Genomic DNA, 17,524 nt, shown 5'->3' on the forward strand with positions numbered 1-17,524 from the left:
CTGTCTTCATGTCAGGTATGCATGACTATATGTCGCGATTCGCTGACCATGTCAACAACACATGACAAAAAGTTTTGTGACCGTGACAGGGTGCGCGATTTGATCGGCGACCAAATGGTGCCGAGCCTTGACCCTGCGCGCCCGCTGCGCCAAGGGCGGCGGCGATTGTTGCACCTGCGAAAGATGTGGACTCGTGGCCGATACGGCAGAAAAGAAACCACTCAGCTTTCAGGACATGATCCTGACGCTTCACGATTATTGGAGCGCGCGGGGCTGTGCGATCCTGCAGCCCTATGACATGCGGGTGGGGGCAGGGACGTTTCACCCGGCGACCACGCTGCGCAGCCTGGGGCCGGAGCCGTGGAATGTCGCCTATGTCCAGCCGAGCCGTCGCCCGACCGACGGCCGCTATGGCGAGAACCCGAACCGCCTTCAGCATTATTATCAGTATCAGGTGATCCTGAAGCCGTCGCCCGCCGACCTGCAGGAGCAATATCTCGGCAGCCTGGCCGCGATCGGCATCGATCCGCTGCTCCACGATATCCGGTTCGTCGAGGATGACTGGGAATCGCCGACGCTCGGCGCATGGGGGCTGGGCTGGGAAGTCTGGTGCGACGGGATGGAAGTCACCCAGTTCACTTATTTTCAGCAGATGGGCGGCTTCGACTGCAAACCCGTCGCGGGCGAGCTGACCTATGGGCTCGAACGCCTCGCCATGTATATCCAGAATGTCGACAATGTGTACGACCTCAGGTTTTCCGACCCCGTCGGCGACGTGCCGGGTTTGAGCTATGGCGATGTCTTCCTCGAAAACGAGCGCCAATTCTCGAAATGGAATTTCGAGGTTGCCGACACCGATACGCTGTTCGCGGGGTTCAAGGCGGCCGAAGACGAATGCAAGCGCGCGATTGCGGCGAATGTGCCGCTTGCTGCGTACGACCAGGCGATCGAGGCGAGCCATTTGTTCAACCTCTTGCAAGCGCGCGGCGTGATCAGCGTGCAGGAACGCGCCAATTATATGGCGCGCGTCCGCGACCTCGCGAAGGGCAGCTGCAAGGCGTGGATCGACAGCCAGTCTGAGCGCTGGACCGAAAAATATCCGGGGTGGACGCTGTGACCGACTTTCTTCTCGAACTGCGCAGCGAGGAAATCCCCGCCCGGATGCAGGCGGGCGCGCGTGCCGAGCTGGAAAAGCTGTTCCGCGCGCAGATGGCAGCGGCGGGCATCGACGTCGGCGATCTGACCATCTGGTCGACCCCGCGCCGACTTGCGCTGATCGCAAAGGGGCTTCCGCAAGCGACCGCTGCGGTCAGCGAGGAAATCAAAGGGCCGCGCAGCAGCGCGCCGCCGCAGGCGCTCGAAGGCTTCCTCCGCAAGACCGGGTTGACGCAGGATCAACTCGAAGATCGCGATGGCGTTTACTTCGCCGTCATCGACAAGCCCGGCCGTGCGACGGCCGAGGTGCTCGCCGAGGCGATCCCCGCGATCGTCCGCGGCTTTACCTGGCCCAAGTCGATGCGCTGGGGCAAGGAAAGCGCAAGCAGCGAAAGCCTGCGCTGGGTGCGCCCGCTGTCGGGGATCGTCGCGATCTTCGGCGACGAATTGGTGCCGTGCGAAATCGGCGGGATCGCCAGCGGCTTCGTGACGCGCGGCCACCGCTTTCATTGCCCCGGCGAAATCACCATCGGATCGGCGGCGGATTATGCCGAAAAGCTGCGCGCCTGCCACGTCATCGTCGACCATGAGGAGCGGCAGGCGATCGTTCGCGATGGCGCCGCCAAGGCCGCGGCCGACGCCGGGCTGAGCCTTGTCGAGGACGAGGGGCTGGTGATCGAGAATGCCGGCCTCACCGAATGGCCGGTGCCCTTGCTCGGCCGCTTCGATGAAGCGTTTCTGGAGGTACCGCCCGAGGTCATCCAGCTTACCGCGCGCGTGAACCAGAAATATTTCGTCGTGAACGGCAAGGACGGCAAGCTTGCCAACGGCTTCGTCTGCACCGCGAACATCGACGCCAAGGACGGCGGCGCGGAGATCGTTGCAGGCAACCGCAAAGTGCTGGCGGCGCGGCTTTCGGATGCGCGCTTCTTCTGGGAACAGGACCAGAAAAAGACGCTTGCGCAGCATGCCGAAAAGCTCGCGAACATCACCTTCCACGAAAAGCTCGGCACCGTTGCCGACAAGGTCGAGCGCGTCGCGAAGCTCGCCGAATGGTTGGCAAGCGAAGGCATCGTCCCGAACTGCGACCCCGCGTTCGCGCGGCAGGCGGCCGAACTGGCGAAGGCCGACCTCGTCACTGAAATGGTCGGCGAATTCCCCGAATTGCAGGGCCTGATGGGCGGCTATTACGCCCGTGCCGAAGGCCTGCCCGATTCGGTCGCCGACGCGATCCGCGACCATTACAAGCCGGTCGGGCAGGGCGACGATGTGCCGACGGCGCCGGTGACGGTGGCCGTGGCGCTGGCGGACAAGTTGGATAGCTTCGGTGGCTTTTTTGCGATCGACGAACGGCCCACCGGCTCAAAAGACCCATTTGCATTGCGGCGGTCAGTAATTGGTATCGCATCTATCGTTCTCGCAAACGGGCTTCGTTTCTCATTGCAGGATGCCATGAAATGGTCGGTGGGGCGGGTTGTCGCCGGGCGCATCGGTAAGGAGCACGCTCAGCATGCCAATGCGATTGAAGGCGCGTTGGTTGCTGCTGGATTGGCTTCATCTGGTCAGCCAATTGAAGATTATAAAGAGACGCACCTTTTGCCGAATATAGACGCATTGGCGGCAGAGGCGTTTGATCGGGCCGTCACCGTATCCGGTGAAATGATGAACTTTGTGGCCGACCGCCTCAAAGTTCAACAACGCGAAGCCGGTGTTCGTCACGACCTGATCGACGCGGTGTTTGCGCTCGGCGGCGAGGATGATCTTGTTCGGCTGCTCGCGCGCGTGAAGGCGTTGCAGGCGTTTATGGCGACCGAGGACGGCGCCAATCTGCTTGCGGGCTACAAGCGCGCGGCGAATATATTGAAGCAAGCGGAAAAAGACGTTGTCCCCGCGCAGGCGGGGACCGCTGGCGGCACTGCTCCCACGATAACGGCCTCCGCCTTCGCGGGGGCGACGGATGTGGACAAGGCGTTGCTCGCCGCGCTTGATGCGGCTGAGCCTGCGGCGTCCGCCGCCGTCGCTGACGAACGCTTTACCGACGCCATGGCGGCGCTCGCCAGCCTGCGCGCGCCGATCGACGCCTTTTTCGACGGCGTGATGGTCAACGATCCCGACGAAGCGGTCCGCGCCTATCGGCTCGGCCTGCTGTCGCGCTTTACCGGCGCGGTGCATGGCGTTGCCGATTTCTCGACGATCGAGGGCTGACGCGCCGGCTATCCGCCAGAGCTTATAACGAACGAAGTAAAACTGAATCGACCAACCGCGATTGCATACCTATCCAGCCGCGACCTCCTCCCCGGGGCAGCAGGAGTAAGACATGACGAAGATGGTGCATTTGTTCGGCGGCGCGGCCACGACGGCCGAGCGTTCGAAGGAATTGCTGGGTGGCAAGGGATCGAACCTTGCCGAAATGGCGTCGATCGGCCTGCCGGTCCCGCCGGGCTTTACGATCACCACCGACGTCTGCACCGCCTATTACGCCAATGGCGAAGCGTTTCCCGACGGCCTGACCGCGGACGTCGAAAGCGGCATCGCACATATCGAGGGGATCACCGGCAAGCGGTTCGGCGATGCGGCGAACCCGTTGCTCGTCTCGGTCCGGTCGGGCGCGCGCGTGTCGATGCCGGGGATGATGGACACCGTCCTCAACCTCGGGCTCAACGATGCGACCGTTGCGGGGCTTTCCGAAGCCTCGGGCGACCCGCGTTTCGCGTGGGACAGCTATCGCCGCTTCATCCAGATGTATGCCGACGTCGTCATGGGCCTGGACCATGCCGAGTTCGAGGAAGCGCTGGAAATCGCTAAGGAAGACAAGGGCTTTTTCCTCGATACGGAGATGTCGGCCGAAGACTGGCAGGCGCTCGTCAAGGAATATCAGGCGATCGTCGAGCGCGAGACCGGCGCACCCTTCCCGCAGGAACCGAAGGATCAGCTGTGGGGCGCGATCGGCGCCGTCTTCGCCAGCTGGGAAAGCGACCGTGCGAAAGTCTATCGCCGCCTGAACTCGATCCCCGGCGAATGGGGCACCGCGGTCAATGTGCAGGCGATGGTGTTCGGCAATATGGGCGACACATCGGCGACCGGCGTTGCCTTCACGCGCGATCCCGCGACCGGCGAGCGTGCGTGGTACGGCGAATGGCTGATCAATGCGCAGGGCGAGGACGTCGTCGCCGGCATCCGCACCCCGCAATATCTGACGAAGATCGCGCGCGAAAAGGCGGGGGCCAAGCCGCTGTCGATGGAAGAGGCGATGCCCGAAACCTTCGGGGAATTGGGCCGCGTCTTCGACACGCTCGAAACCCATTACCGCGACATGCAGGATATCGAATTCACCGTCGAACGCGGAACGCTGTGGATGCTGCAGACGCGCAGCGGCAAGCGCACCGCCAAGGCGGCGCTGCGCATCGCCGTCGAAATGGCGGCCGAAGGGCTGATTTCCGAAGAGGAAGCGGTCGGCCGCGTCGATCCGGGCGCGCTCGACCAACTGCTCCACCCGACGCTCGATCCCAAGGCGCCGCGCGACGTGCTGACCAAGGGTCTGCCCGCCAGCCCCGGCGCCGCATCGGGCAAGATCATGTTCGATGCCGACAGCGCCGAAAAGGCGGCGGGCATGGGTGAGGCGGTGATCCTCGTCCGCGTCGAAACCAGCCCTGAGGATATCCACGGCATGCACGCCGCCAAGGGCATCCTGACCGCGCGCGGCGGGATGACGAGCCACGCGGCGGTGGTTGCGCGCGGCATGGGGCGCCCCTGCGTCTCGGGCGCCGGCGGGCTGGCGATCGACGGCAATGCGCGCGTGCTGCGCGTCGCGGGGCGCGAGCTTCGCGAAGGCGATGTCATCACGCTCGACGGGTCGACCGGCGAAGTGATGGCGGGTGAGGTTCCGACGCTCCAGCCCGAACTGGTCGGCGATTTCGGCACGCTGATGGGCTGGGCAGACAAGGTGCGCCGCATGAAGGTGCGCACCAACGCCGAAACCCCCGCCGACGCGCAGGTCGCGCGCGATTTCGGCGCCGAGGGTATCGGGCTTTGCCGCACCGAGCATATGTTCTTCGACGCCGCGCGGATCACCGCGGTGCGCGAGATGATCCTGGCCGACAGCGAGGACGGCCGCCGCGCCGCGCTCGCCAAGCTGCTGCCCGAACAGCGCGGCGACTTTGCCGCGATCTTCGGTGTGATGGCGGGACTACCGGTCACGATCCGGCTGCTTGACCCGCCGCTGCACGAATTTCTGCCGACGCGCGAGGAGGATTTTGCCGATGTCGCCGCCGCGGCAGGGGTGGGGGTCGAGGCGCTGAAGGCGCGGGCGAACGAACTCCATGAATTCAACCCGATGCTCGGTCACCGCGGTTGCCGCCTTGGCGTCACTTACCCCGAAATCTACGAGATGCAGGCGCGCGCGATCTTCGAGGCGGCGTGCGACGTCGCTGCCGAAACCGGCGCGGCCCCGATCCCCGAGGTGATGATCCCGCTGGTCGCGACGCGCCGCGAATTCGATCTGATGAAGGCGGTCGTTGACGCGCAGGCAAAGGCGGTGTTCGCCGAAAAGGGGCGCGAGATCGCCTATCTTGTCGGCACGATGATCGAGCTGCCGCGCGCCGCGCTGATGGCGGGCGAAATCGCGGAAACGGCCGAATTCTTCAGCTTCGGCACCAATGACCTGACCCAGACGACGATCGGTATCAGCCGCGACGACGCCGGCCGCTTCCTGACGCAATATGTCGACAAGGGCATCTTCTTGACCGATCCGTTCGTCAGCCTTGACGTCGAAGGTGTCGGACAGCTGATCGAGATCGCGGCCGAGCGCGGCCGTGGTGCCCGCGCGGGGATCAAGATGGGCATTTGCGGCGAGCATGGCGGCGATGCGCCGAGCATCCACTTCTGCGAACAGACCGGGCTCGACTATGTCAGCGCCTCGCCCTACCGTGTGCCCATCGCACGTCTGGCAGCAGCACAGGCGGCGCTGAAGAGGGGATGACGCCATGAAGAGCTGGCACCGCTATGCGATCACCCTGGTGGGCGGGATAGCGGTGGGGCTCGGCGGCGCCTGGGGTCTGACCCGTGGCGGGCTCGGCGATGGCGCGATCCGCAACGGCCCGTGGACGACGTCGCTCGGCTATGGGACGAAGGCGACCGATCCGCTGACGCGCGCGATGGTCGCGCGGTCGGGGCTGCTCGCGCTGCCGGCAAAGGAGACGCTCTACTGGATGGCGCGCACCGACGCCTCGGGCGCGCGGCTTGACGGCAATTGCCGCTACCGTCTGTCGGGAAAGCCGCTCGATGCGCGCTGGTGGAGCGTGACCGTCTATGACGCCAAAGGCTATCTGGTCGCCAATCCCGCGAATATCTGGTCGGTCAACGGCGCCGGTGTCCCGCTCGACGACAAGGGCGAATGGCACGTCACCATAGCGCCCGACCGGCCCGCCGATGGCGCCTGGCTTCCCGGGATCAAGGGGCAGCCGTTCGACCTGACGCTGCGCATGTACAATCCGGGCGCAGGCGTCCGCGCCGCGCCATCGGCGGCCGCGCTGCCCGCGATCGTCAAGGAGGGGTGCTGACATGCGCCGCTGGATCGGACCGCTCGCTTTCGGGCTGATCGTCGCGTTCGCGGTCGGCTATGCGGCCATCGCCGCCATCCCCTATGGCATGATGAAGATCGCGATGGACCGGCTTGGACGCGGCGGCATCAATCAGATGTCGCAGGGACCGCTCGCGACGCCCGCGCGCCAGCCTGTCGTGCGGCCGAGCCCCGATCTTGCCTATTCCAGCTGTCCGTTCGACCTTGCGGCGGGGCCGCTCGAGATTATGGTCGTGCCGGTCCCGGGGCGCTATTCTTCGCTCAGCATCTTCGATGCCGCGACCGACGTCGCCTTCGTTCGCAATGACGTCGAAGCGGGCGGAAAACCCTATCGAATCATCGTCGCGCGCGAAGGGCAGGTGGTGCCGCCGGGCGCCGAAGTGGTGCGCGTCGGCCACGATCGCGGGATTGCGCTGATTCGCCTGCTGCTGAAGGATCCTGCGGAAATCGGGTCGCTCGACGCAATTCGCCGCCAATCGACCTGTCGAACCGTCACAAAGTCGAAATAGGGGGTTGCACGCCCCGCCGACTGCTCCTAAAGGCACCGCTCCACGCACCCGTAGCTCAGCTGGATAGAGCATCAGACTACGAATCTGAGGGTCGGACGTTCGAATCGTTCCGGGTGCGCCATTTCCCTTTGCCATCGAAATTCAGGCTTCGCGGACGCGACCGTGCATAGCTATGCCCTGTTGCATCGCTGCCGGGCCTGCGACATTCCGGACGCGATCCGGCCATGATGGACCGGCGAGGGAGAGTCATGAGCGAAGCCATCGTCACGGTCGATATCGGCGGCACGCACGCCCGTTTCGCGATCGCCGAGGTGGCGGCCGGCCGCGTTGTTTCGCTCGGGCCCGAAACGACGCTGCATACAAAGGATCACGCCAGCTTTCAGACCGCCTGGCAGGATTTCGAGCGGCGGCAGGGCGGTGCGCTCCCGCGCGCCGTCGCCATTGCGATCGCGGGGCCGACGCGTGGCGAGATCATTCGCTTCACCAACAATCCCTGGATCATTCGCCCGGCGCTGATCGGCGAGAAGCTGAATGTCGACCGCTATACGCTGGTCAATGATTTCGAGGCTGTCGGTCATGCGGTCGCGCAGGCCGAGGCGCAATATTTCGAGCGGCTGACAGGCCCGGACGAGCCACTTCCCGCGAAGGGAACGGTCAGCGTTATCGGCCCCGGGACCGGGCTTGGCGTCGCGCATGTATGGCGCGATGGGACCGACTATCGCGTCCAGGCGACCGAAGGCGGACATGTCGATTTCGCGCCGCTCGACAGCATCGAGGATGCCATCCTCGCGCGGCTGCGCAAACGCCATCGCCGCGTGTCGGTAGAGCGTATCGTATCCGGTCCCGGCATCGTCGATATTTATGAAACGCTGGCGAGCATGGAAGGACGCGCGATCACTCCGCTCGATGACCGCACGATATGGGCAGCGGCGATGAGCGGCGAGGATGCGCTGGCGGCTGCGGCTGCGGATCGCTTCTGTCTGTCGCTCGGCAGCGTTGCAGGCGACCTTGCGCTTGCACAGGGCGCCAGCGGCGTCGTGATCGCGGGGGGGCTTGGCCTGCGTATCCGCGACCAGCTCGTCCGGTCGGGCTTCCCCGAGCGCTTCGTCGCCAAGGGGCGCTTCGAGAATTTCATGGCGGCGATCCCGGTCAAATTGATCACCCATCCGCAGCCCGGCCTTTTCGGCGCCGCCGCAGCATTCGCGCGCCAGCATCGCTGAAAAAATCCGCTGGCGCGAGGACGCAAAAGGCGGCAGCAAGGGGGCATGTCCGCGCGCCCCGTCCTCGGTATTATCGCCTGCAACCGCACCGTCGGGACAGAGGTCGCGCAAACGGTGATCAACCGCTATGCGACCGCCGCGATGCGCTACGCCGATTGCGCGGCGCTCATCATCCCGTCGCTTCCCGACCATATGCACGCGCGCGAGATCGTCGGGCGGCTCGACGGCGTGCTGCTCACCGGAACGCCGTCGAATGTCGCGCCGGCGCTCTATGGCGATCCGGCGGAAGGCGAGGGGCCGTTCGACCCCGATCGCGACCGGATGATGATCGAGCTTGTCGAAGCGACGGTCGCCGCGCAGCGCCCGCTGTTCGGCATCTGCCGGGGTTTTCAGGAAATCAACGTGGCGTTGGGCGGAACGCTGCGCCGCGACACGTCGGCGAGCGACGAACTGCTGCACCATCACGCGCCCGACGATGCCGCTTTCGACGCGATGTTCGATCATCGGCACAAGGTCGATCTCGTCGAAGGCGGCCTGCTTGCGTCGGCCTATGCCGCGCCCTCGCTAGAGGTCAATTCGGTTCATTATCAGGGCATCGGCGCGCTCGCCGACAGCCTGGAGGTCGAAGCGCGTGCACCCGACGGACTGGTCGAGGCCTATAGCGCGCGGCCGAACGGGGCGCCGCTGCTTGCGGTGCAATGGCACCCCGAATGGGCCGCCGACGGCGATGAGCAGAGCCAGACCTATTTCCACCTCCTTGGTCGCGCGTTAAGAGGCGAACTATGAACCGCCGCGTCACCCGATATGATCGCTATCTCGCGCGGATCAGCTTTTCGCCCTGATTGAAGAACGCCCCTCCCGCTGGCGGGAGGGGGCGGGGGTGGGGTGAGCCACAGGCGAACGTCCATCCTCTCGTCCTTCGGAGCGCGCTTCGCGCGTGCCCACCCCCAACCCCTCCCACCTGCGGGAGGGGAATTTCAGGATCAGAAACATGCCCCGTAATCACGACATCGCCGAACTGCGCCGCCTCGACGTCGCGCATCATCTTCCCGCGCAGGCCGACTGGGCCGAAATCGAAAAACTCGGCGGCAGCCGCATCATCACCCATGCCGAAGGCTGCACGATCGTCGATGGCGACGGCCACCGTATCCTTGACGGCATGGCGGGCCTCTGGTGCGTCAATGTCGGCTATGGCCGCGAGGAACTGGTTGAGGCCGCGGCGGCGCAGATGCGCGAGCTGCCCTTCTATAATACTTTCTTCAAGACCGCGACGCCGCCGACCGTGACGCTCGCGGCCAAGATCGCCCAGCTCACCGGCGGGCGCCTGCCGCACATCTTTTTCAACGCCTCGGGCAGCGAGGCGAACGACACGGTGTTCCGCATGGTGCGCCATTATTGGAAACTGAAGGGCGAGCCAAAACGGACCGTCTTCATCAGCCGCTGGAATGCCTATCATGGTTCGACCGTCGCGGGCGTATCGCTCGGCGGGATGAAGGCCATGCACGCGCAGGGCGACCTGCCTATTCCCGGCGTCGAACATGTCCGCCAGCCCTATTTCTACGGCGAAGGGCAGGGGATGACCGAGGAGGAATTCTGCGATGCCTGCGTGGCTGCGATCGAGGACAAGATTCTGGAAGTCGGTCCCGAAAATTGCGCCGCCTTCATCGGCGAGCCGGTTCAGGGCGCCGGTGGGGTCATCATCCCGCCGAAGGGCTATTGGCCGAAGGTCGAGGCGGTGGTGCGCAAATATGGCCTGCTGCTCGTGGCCGACGAAGTCATCTGCGGCTTCGGGCGCACCGGGAAGATGTGGGGGCATGAAACCATGGGTTTCACCCCCGACCTGATGCCGATGGCGAAGGGGCTTTCGTCGGGCTACCTTCCGATCTCGGCGACAGCGGTGGCGAGCCATGTCGTCGACGTGCTCAAGACCGGCGGCGATTTCGTCCACGGCTTTACCTATTCGGGCCATCCGGTCGCTGCGGCAGTCGCGCTCAAGAATATCGAGATCATCGAACGCGAAGGGCTGGTCGAACGCACCGGCAGCGTTACGGGGCCGCATCTGGCGAAAGCGCTTGCGACGCTGGACGATCATCCGCTCGTCGGTGAAACGCGCTCGATCGGCCTGCTCGGCGCGGTCGAGATCGTCGCCGACAAGGAAACGCGCGCGCGGTTCGGCGGCGCCGAAGGGACCGCCGGCCCGATGGCGCGCGACGCGTGCATTGCAAACGGACTGATGGTCCGCGGTATCCGCGACAGCCTCGTCATGTGCCCGCCGCTGGTCATCACCACCGAACAGATCGACGAGATGGTGGCGATCATCCGCAAATCGCTCGACGAGGTGATGCCGAAGCTGCGGGCGCTCTAGCGATTTCTTGCCATTCCCGTTCGTGCTGAGCTTGTCGAAGCACTGTTTTCTTCTTTAGACGTGAAGAGAAGAACGGTCCTTCGACACGCTCAGGACGAGCGGGTTGAGGGCATATGTCCAGTAAAAGGATCGACCTCCATGCCATCCGGCCTTTTTGCGCTGCTCGATGACGTTGCCACTATCGCCAAGGTTGCGGCGGCGAGCATAGACGACGTCGGCGCCGCGGCGTCGAAGGCCGGCGCCAAGGCCGCAGGGGTAGTGGTCGACGATACCGCGGTGACGCCGCGCTACGTCACCGGCTTCACGCCCGATCGCGAATTGCCGATCATCTGGCGGATCACCAAGGGATCGCTGTTCAACAAGCTGGTGCTGATCCTGCCGGCGCTGTTGCTGCTGTCGACGTTCCTGCCCTGGGCGATTACGCCGCTGTTGATGATGGGCGGCGCCTATCTCTGCTTCGAGGGCGCGGAAAAGGTCATCCACGCGCTGCAGAAAGACAGGACGAGCCTGGAGGAAGATGCCGAGATCGTCGCCGACCGCAATCATGAAGAAGTGATGGTGAAGGGCGCGGTGCGCACCGACTTCATCCTGTCGGCCGAAATCATGGTGATCGCGCTCAACGAAGTGCTGGACGAACATCTCGTGATGCGCGGCGCCACGCTTGCCGTCGTTGCCGTGCTGATTACCATCGCGGTCTATGGCGTGGTCGGGTTGATCGTGAAGATGGACGATATCGGTCTGCACATGGCGAAGGAAGGCAACAGGGCGCGCCGCGCGATCGGGCGCGGGCTCGTCGATTTCATGCCGAAGTTGCTGGCCGCGCTGGCGACGATCGGCACGGCCGCCATGTTGTGGGTCGGCGGGCAGATCGTGCTGCACGGCCTGCACGAATATCATATCGGCGGTATTGCCGAAGCGCTCGAATTGCTGGCTCATTCGGTCGCGGGCGGACTGCCGCTCGAAGGGCTTTGGACGTGGCTCATCAAGGCGACCGGCGACGGCATCTTCGGATTGCTGCTCGGCAGCGTGATCGTCGGCGTGCTGCACTTCGTGCCGGGCAAGAAGGCCCATTGATTTCGTCATCCCGGACTTGATCCGGGATCCACCGCGGCACCGGAAGTCATGGACCCCGGATCAAGTCCGGGGTGACGATGGTGCAAGGGTTGCCGTCAGCCCAGCAACACCACCGGGCTGTCGGCGCGCCAGTGCATGCTGACCTTGTCGTCCCAGGTGAAATCCTCCTGGTCGTGACGCGACAGATTGGGGCGCGACACGCGTAGCCGCGCACCCGATTCGAGTTCGATATCGTAAAGGGTGATATCGCCGAGATAGCTCATGCCCTTGATCGTGCCGCGCGCGAAATTATGCCCCTCCGGGGCGTCCTGCGCCGCGGCGCGCACCGCTTTGCCTTCGCCCGGAACGTGCAGATAGATTTTCTCGGGCCGCAGCGCGACCCAGACGTCGGCGCCATGTGGGCCGGTCACGCCATGGTTCAGATAGACGCGCCCCAATCCGGGGCAATCGACCGCGGCGCGATCGGGTTCGTCGAGCGTCAGCTTGCCTTCGAAGATGTTCACCGAACCGACGAAATCGGCAACGAAGCGATTGGCGGGATATTCGTACAGGTCCGAAGGCCCGGCGAGCTGCGCCACGTCACCCTTGTTGATCACCGCGATGCGGCTCGCCATCGACAGCGCCTCATCCTGGTCGTGCGTCACGGTGACGAAGGTGATGCCGACCTGGTCCTGCAGGTCGGCGAGCTCGAACTGCATCTGCGCGCGCAATTTGGCGTCGAGCGCCGACAGCGGTTCGTCGAGGAGCAGCACCTTCGGCCGCATGATGAGGCTGCGCGCCAGCGCGACGCGCTGCCGCTGGCCGCCCGACATCTGGTCGGGCATGCGGTCTTCGAAGCCGCCGAGCTTTACCAGCTCGAGCGCTTCGGCAACGCGGTCCTTGACTTCGCCGCCGCGCACGCCAGCGATCTTGAGGCCGTAGGCGACATTGTCGGCGACGCTCATGTGCGGAAAGACGGCATAGCTCTGGAACACCATGTTCACCGGCCGCTTGTTCGGCGGGATACCGGCCATGTCCTGCCCGTCGATCAGGATATGGCCCTCGGTCGGCAATTCGAAGCCGGCGATCATGCGCAGCAGCGTCGTCTTGCCGCAGCCCGACGGGCCGAGCAGCACGAAGAACTCGCCCGCCATGATGTCGAGGCTGACGTTATCGACCGCGGTCACCTTGCCGAAGCGTTTGGAGACATTCTGGATCTGGATGATCGGCTTGGGCGCGTCGGTCATGGTCAGTGGGTTTCCGCAATGGCTTTGACGCCCTGAAGTTTCAGCGCGACGGCGGTGAGCAGGATGGTGAGGAGGATGAGCAGCGTCGATGCCGCGTTGACTTCGGGCGTCACCGAGAAGCGGACCATCGAATAGACCTTCACCGGGAAGGTGATCGTGTCGGGGCCGCTGGTGAAATAGGTGATGACGAAATCGTCGAGGCTGAGCGTGAAGGACAGCAGCGCGCCCGCGATCAGCGCCGGGCGCATGTGCGGGATCAGCACATCGCGGACCACCGCCCATTCGCCGGCGCCGAGGTCCTTTGCCGCTTCCTCCTGCTCGCGGTTGAAGGTGGCGAGGCGCGATCGCACGACCATCGTCACGAACGGAAAGCAGAAGGTGATGTGGGCAATGATGATCGCGCCGAGATTGAAGGGCCAGATCAGGTCGGTCGGCCATTCGAGCCATTTGGCGAAAAAGATCAGGAAGGCGACGCCCATGCAGATTTCGGGAACGATGATCGGCAGCGAAATCGTTCCGTCGACCGCGCCCTTCAACGGGAAGCGGAAACGCCAGAGCATCACCGCCGCGACCGCGCCGAGGATCAGGCTGATAAGCGTCGCGAGCGCCGCGATGGTGAGCGAGTTGACGAGCGCTTCGACCAGCACGTCGTTGCCGAGCGCCTTGTCATAATATTTGAGCGTGAAGCCGCGCCAGACGACGTTGCGCTTGCTGTCGTTGAAGCTGAAGATCATCAGCACGACCAGCGGAGCGTAGAGAAAGACCATGACCGCGCCGACCCACAGCCGCATCCACAGGGTGCGGCTATATTCCAGCGGCGCGCGCGGGGTGCGGGAAAAGATCGCCATCAGCGCGCCTCCGGCACCTTGCGCCGCATCGATTGCAGCGCGATCAGGATGAACATCGCATAGATGAGGATGAAAGAGAGCGCAGCGCCGAACGGCCAGTCGTTCGCCTTCTTGAACTGCCGTTCGATAACGTTTGCGATCATCTGGCTGTCGGTCCCGCCCATCAGGTCCGGCGTGAGATAAGCGCCGAGCGCGGGGATCAGCGTGATCATCACGCCGGCGACGATGCCCGGCGCGGCGAGCGGCACGACGATGCGCATGATCGTGCGGAAATGCCCGGCGCCAAGGTCGAGGCTCGCCTCGATCAGGCTGCGGTCGAGCCGGTCAAGCGCGGCATAGAGCGGCAGCACCATGAAGGGCAGGTGGACGTAGACGAGCCCGAAGACGACCGCGAAATTGTTGAAGAGCAGTTGCACGGGCTCCCATGTCGGAAGCGGCTGCATCCCGACGAGCGTCTTGAGCCAGCTCGCACCGTCCCACAGCGCGCCCAGGCCCTTGTTGGCAAAGCCCTGGGTGCCAAGCAGCATCATCAGCGCATAGGTGCGGATCAGCAAATTGGTCCAGAAGGGCAGCATGATGCCGAGCAGCAGCCACGGCCGCCATTTCTCGCTCGCGAAGGTGATCGCCATCGCCACGGGAAAGCCCACGATCAGGCAGATCAGCGTAACGAGTGCTGCAACCGCGAAGCTTTTGCCGAAGATCGACAGATAGAGAATTTCGGTCGCGCGCTTGTAATTTTCGAGCGTTCCCGAAAATTCGATCTCGGTCAGGCCGCGGTTCTCGCCGAAGCTGTAGAACCAGACGATCGCCATCGGGATGACGAAGAACAGGAGGGTCCATAGCAGGGTCGGAACCGACACCGCCGCGAAGACCCGCTTGTTCGCTTTCCAGTCCTGCTCGGCCATCCCCCCGATGCCCCTTTCAGACCGTTACGACGCCCGCACCTTCGTAAAGGCTTCCTCGTAGAGCGGCTGAAGCTTTTCGTTGAACTTCGCATATTCGCACTTGGCGAGCACGTCCGCGGGCGGGAAGATGACCGGATTGTTCTTGTAGCTGTCGGGCATCAGCGCCTTCGCGGCGGCATTTGGGGTCGGGTAGAGGATCGTTTCGGTGATCTTCTTGTCGACCTCGGCATCGAGCATATAGTTGATGAAGGCGTGGGCGTTCTTCGGGTGCGGCGCGCCCTTCGGAATGCACAGCGTATCCGAATTGAGCTGGCTGCCTTCCTTCGGCACGACGAAATCGAGATCGGGATCCTCGGTCATCGCCTGCGCGATGTCGCCATTATATTCGAGCACGACATCGACGTCGCCCTTGAGCAGCAGATCCTGCCCGTCATCCTCGTGGAATTTCTTCACATAGGGCTTTTGTTTGATCATCATCGCCGAAATGGTCTGAATATCTTCGGGCGTCAGCGAATTGACCGATTTGCCGAGATATTTGCCATAGAGGCGGAACATGTCGCCGGCCTCCGACAGCCAGGCCATGCGGCCCTTATATTCGTCGCTGTCGAACAGGACCTTCCAGCTGTCGGGCGCGGTCTTCACCTTCGACTTGCGATAGCCGATACCCAGAACCAGCCAGGTGTAAGGCATCGAGAATTTGCGGCCCGGATCATAATCGACGTTCAGGAAGCTGGGGTCGATATTCTTCATGTTCGGGATCTGCGCATGATCGAGCGGCATCAGCATGTCGGCGCGCGCCATGCGTTCGACAAAGTCGTTCGACGGCACGATGACGTCATAGCCGGGATTGCCCGCCTTGAACTTCGCGAACAGCGTGTCGTTGCTGTCGAACAGGTCCATCGTGACATCGACGCCGGTCGACGCCTTGAAATCGTCGAGCGTCGTTTCGCCGATATAGGTGTCCCAGTTGTAGAAGTTGAGCTTCGCCTCTTCGCCGTTGGCAAGCTTCTTGTCGCTGCCCTTGCTGCACGCGGCGAGGCCGCCGAAGCTGATCCCGATTGCGGCGACGCCCATCGCCTGAAGCAGCGAGCGGCGATTGCGGCCCTGCGCGAGCAGTTCGTTCAAATCCATGGCGGGCCTCCCTGATTGTGACCGCAAGCTGACTCATTAATGTCGGCTTGAAAAGAGGCTTTTTTGCACCGCAACACGAATCCCTGATATTTTCGTGCGTCGTGACCCAGGCTGGTCGCTATGCGTTGCGCAGATACCAGTCGTAGTCGATCGTCGGCACCGTCCCGAAATAGCGATCCTGTTCGACCCGCTTCACGATGCTGAACATGTCGACGAAGCGGTCGCCGAGATAATCGCGCATCAGCGCCGAGGCGTGGAAGCGGTCGACCGCCGCGAACCAGTTCGACGGCGGCTTGTCGTCGCCCGAGGCGTCGCGATCATAGCCGTTGCCGACGACCGCCGGACCCGGGTCGGTCCGGCTTGTCATTCCGTGATGCATGCCGGCGAGCACGGCGGCTACCGCGAGATAGGGATTGGCATCGGCGCCGCAGGCGCGATGCTCGACATGCCGGCTTGGCGGCGGCCCGGCCGGGATGCGGAAGGACACGGTGCGATTGTTGACCCCCCACGTCGGCGCTACGGGGGCGTAGCTGTTCGCCTTGAACCGGCGATAGCTGTTGGCGTGCGGGGCAAAGAGCGCAAAGCCGTCGCCGACGCTGCCGATCATGCCGCCGATCGCGTGGCGCAGCGCATCGGTGCCCTCGGGATCGTCGCTCGCAAAGATATTGCCGCCCGCGCCATCGTTGACCGAGACGTGGATGTGCATGCCGCTGCCCGCCTGTTCGGCGAAAGGCTTGGCCATGAAGGTCGCCTCGAGCCCATGTTGCTGCGCGATCGCCTTGACCAGCCTTTTGTACATGATCGCGTCGTCGCAGGCGCGCAGCGCGTCCGGCTTGTGGCGCAGCGTCAGCTCGAACTGGCCCGGCGCAAATTCGCTGATCGCGCTTTCGAGCGGCAGGCCCTGCACGTCGGTCGCCGCATAGAGGGCGTCGAAGAAGGGACGAAAGTCGTCGAGTTCACGCAGGCCATAGACTTCGACATTGCGCGGCGTGTCGCGGCTGTAGCCGGGGCGGGCGGGGCGCACCGACCCGTCGCGCGCGCGGCGCGGGTCGAGCAGGTAGAATTCCAGCTCGACTGCAAGCACCGGGGTCAGGCCGTCGGCGGTGTAGCGGTCGATCACGCGGCCGAGGACATGGCGGGGATCGAGGTCGTGCGGCGTGCAGTCGAGTTCATAGAAATCGACGAGGAACTGCGCGGCCCGATCGCCGCCCCACGGCGTGCGGACGAGGGTGCCGGGGATCGGCTTCATCGATCGGTCGGCGTCGCCATCTTCCCAGACCAAGCCCGTTTCGACGGTGTCCTGCCCAGTGATGTCGACGACAGTGATCGAGCCGGGGAACATGCGTCCGCTTTCATAGACAGCGAGCACTTCATGTTGGCGCAGCCGCTTGCCGCGCGGGACGCCGCCCATGTCGGTATAGATCATCTCGATCGAATCGACGTCGGGATTGGCCCGGAAGAATTCCTCGGCCTCCGACCGCGGCGCGATCACGCCCGACGACTTCGCCATTGC

General features: G+C 64.1%; 14 protein-coding genes and 1 tRNA gene. 10 read left to right on the forward strand and 5 right to left on the reverse strand.

What is annotated here, in order from left to right; translation table 11 throughout:
• The first annotated feature begins 235 nt into the window (after positions 1 to 235).
• From AOA14_RS13795 to AOA14_RS13840, 10 genes are all read left to right on the forward strand, one after another.
• Complete coding sequence (locus tag AOA14_RS13795) at positions 236 to 1,117, forward strand: glycine--tRNA ligase subunit alpha (protein WP_234180357.1); 882 nt, start codon at positions 236 to 238, stop codon at positions 1,115 to 1,117.
• On the forward strand, positions 1,114 to 3,360 hold the full coding sequence (gene glyS / locus AOA14_RS13800; protein WP_062903174.1) for a glycine--tRNA ligase subunit beta: 2,247 nt from the start codon (positions 1,114 to 1,116) through the stop codon (positions 3,358 to 3,360). The genes AOA14_RS13795 and glyS overlap by 4 nt, the downstream gene beginning before the upstream one ends.
• A gap of 112 nt (positions 3,361 to 3,472) precedes the next feature.
• A complete protein-coding gene (gene ppdK, locus AOA14_RS13805) occupies positions 3,473 to 6,133 on the forward strand; it encodes a pyruvate, phosphate dikinase (RefSeq protein ID WP_062902211.1) in 2,661 nt (886 codons plus the stop codon).
• 4 nt (positions 6,134 to 6,137) lie between these two features.
• Positions 6,138 to 6,713, forward strand: coding sequence for a DUF1214 domain-containing protein (locus AOA14_RS13810; RefSeq protein ID WP_062902212.1), 576 nt, complete (start codon positions 6,138 to 6,140; stop codon positions 6,711 to 6,713).
• Position 6,714: 1 nt separating this feature from the next.
• The gene (locus AOA14_RS13815; RefSeq protein ID WP_062902213.1) at positions 6,715 to 7,242 is read left to right on the forward strand and encodes a DUF1254 domain-containing protein; all 528 of its coding nucleotides are present in this window, start codon (positions 6,715 to 6,717) and stop codon (positions 7,240 to 7,242) included.
• Positions 7,243 to 7,286: 44 nt separating this feature from the next.
• A tRNA-Arg gene (locus AOA14_RS13820) sits at positions 7,287 to 7,363 on the forward strand.
• A 127-nt stretch (positions 7,364 to 7,490) separates the two neighbouring features.
• Complete coding sequence (glk, locus tag AOA14_RS13825) at positions 7,491 to 8,462, forward strand: glucokinase (RefSeq protein ID WP_062902214.1); 972 nt, start codon at positions 7,491 to 7,493, stop codon at positions 8,460 to 8,462.
• 45 nt (positions 8,463 to 8,507) lie between these two features.
• Positions 8,508 to 9,248, forward strand: coding sequence for a gamma-glutamyl-gamma-aminobutyrate hydrolase family protein (locus tag AOA14_RS13830; protein WP_062902215.1), 741 nt, complete (start codon positions 8,508 to 8,510; stop codon positions 9,246 to 9,248).
• Positions 9,249 to 9,453: 205 nt separating this feature from the next.
• Entirely contained in the window at positions 9,454 to 10,827 is a 1,374-nt protein-coding gene (locus AOA14_RS13835) for an aspartate aminotransferase family protein (RefSeq protein ID WP_062766624.1), read from the forward strand.
• Between the two features lie 138 nt (positions 10,828 to 10,965).
• Positions 10,966 to 11,901, forward strand: a complete 936-nt coding sequence (locus AOA14_RS13840) for a DUF808 domain-containing protein (RefSeq protein ID WP_062766627.1) — start codon at positions 10,966 to 10,968, stop codon at positions 11,899 to 11,901.
• 95 nt (positions 11,902 to 11,996) lie between these two features.
• On the opposite strand, the gene AOA14_RS13845 is transcribed toward AOA14_RS13840, so the two are convergent.
• The 5 genes from AOA14_RS13845 to AOA14_RS13865 all read right to left on the reverse strand — a co-directional run bounded on the left by AOA14_RS13845 (position 11,997) and on the right by AOA14_RS13865 (position 17,521).
• Positions 11,997 to 13,127 carry an ABC transporter ATP-binding protein gene (locus AOA14_RS13845; RefSeq protein ID WP_058813280.1) on the reverse strand — a complete coding sequence of 377 codons (1,131 nt, stop codon included), beginning with the start codon at positions 13,125 to 13,127 and terminating at the stop codon, positions 11,997 to 11,999.
• A gap of 2 nt (positions 13,128 to 13,129) precedes the next feature.
• Positions 13,130 to 13,975: an ABC transporter permease gene (locus tag AOA14_RS13850; protein WP_062902216.1), complete on the reverse strand. Its 846-nt coding sequence runs from the start codon at positions 13,973 to 13,975 to the stop codon at positions 13,130 to 13,132.
• Positions 13,975 to 14,880, reverse strand: a complete 906-nt coding sequence (locus tag AOA14_RS13855) for an ABC transporter permease (protein ID WP_003044616.1) — start codon at positions 14,878 to 14,880, stop codon at positions 13,975 to 13,977. Before AOA14_RS13855 ends, AOA14_RS13850 begins: the two co-directional genes overlap by 1 nt.
• A gap of 24 nt (positions 14,881 to 14,904) precedes the next feature.
• Positions 14,905 to 16,011: an ABC transporter substrate-binding protein gene (locus AOA14_RS13860; RefSeq protein WP_003044614.1), complete on the reverse strand. Its 1,107-nt coding sequence runs from the start codon at positions 16,009 to 16,011 to the stop codon at positions 14,905 to 14,907.
• A gap of 118 nt (positions 16,012 to 16,129) precedes the next feature.
• On the reverse strand, positions 16,130 to 17,521 hold the full coding sequence (locus AOA14_RS13865) for a glutamine synthetase family protein (RefSeq protein ID WP_062902217.1): 1,392 nt from the start codon (positions 17,519 to 17,521) through the stop codon (positions 16,130 to 16,132).
• Positions 17,522 to 17,524: the final 3 nt, after the last annotated feature.

This window comes from Sphingopyxis terrae subsp. terrae NBRC 15098 (assembly GCF_001610975.1).
In the GTDB taxonomy this organism is placed as follows: domain Bacteria; phylum Pseudomonadota; class Alphaproteobacteria; order Sphingomonadales; family Sphingomonadaceae; genus Sphingopyxis; species Sphingopyxis terrae_A.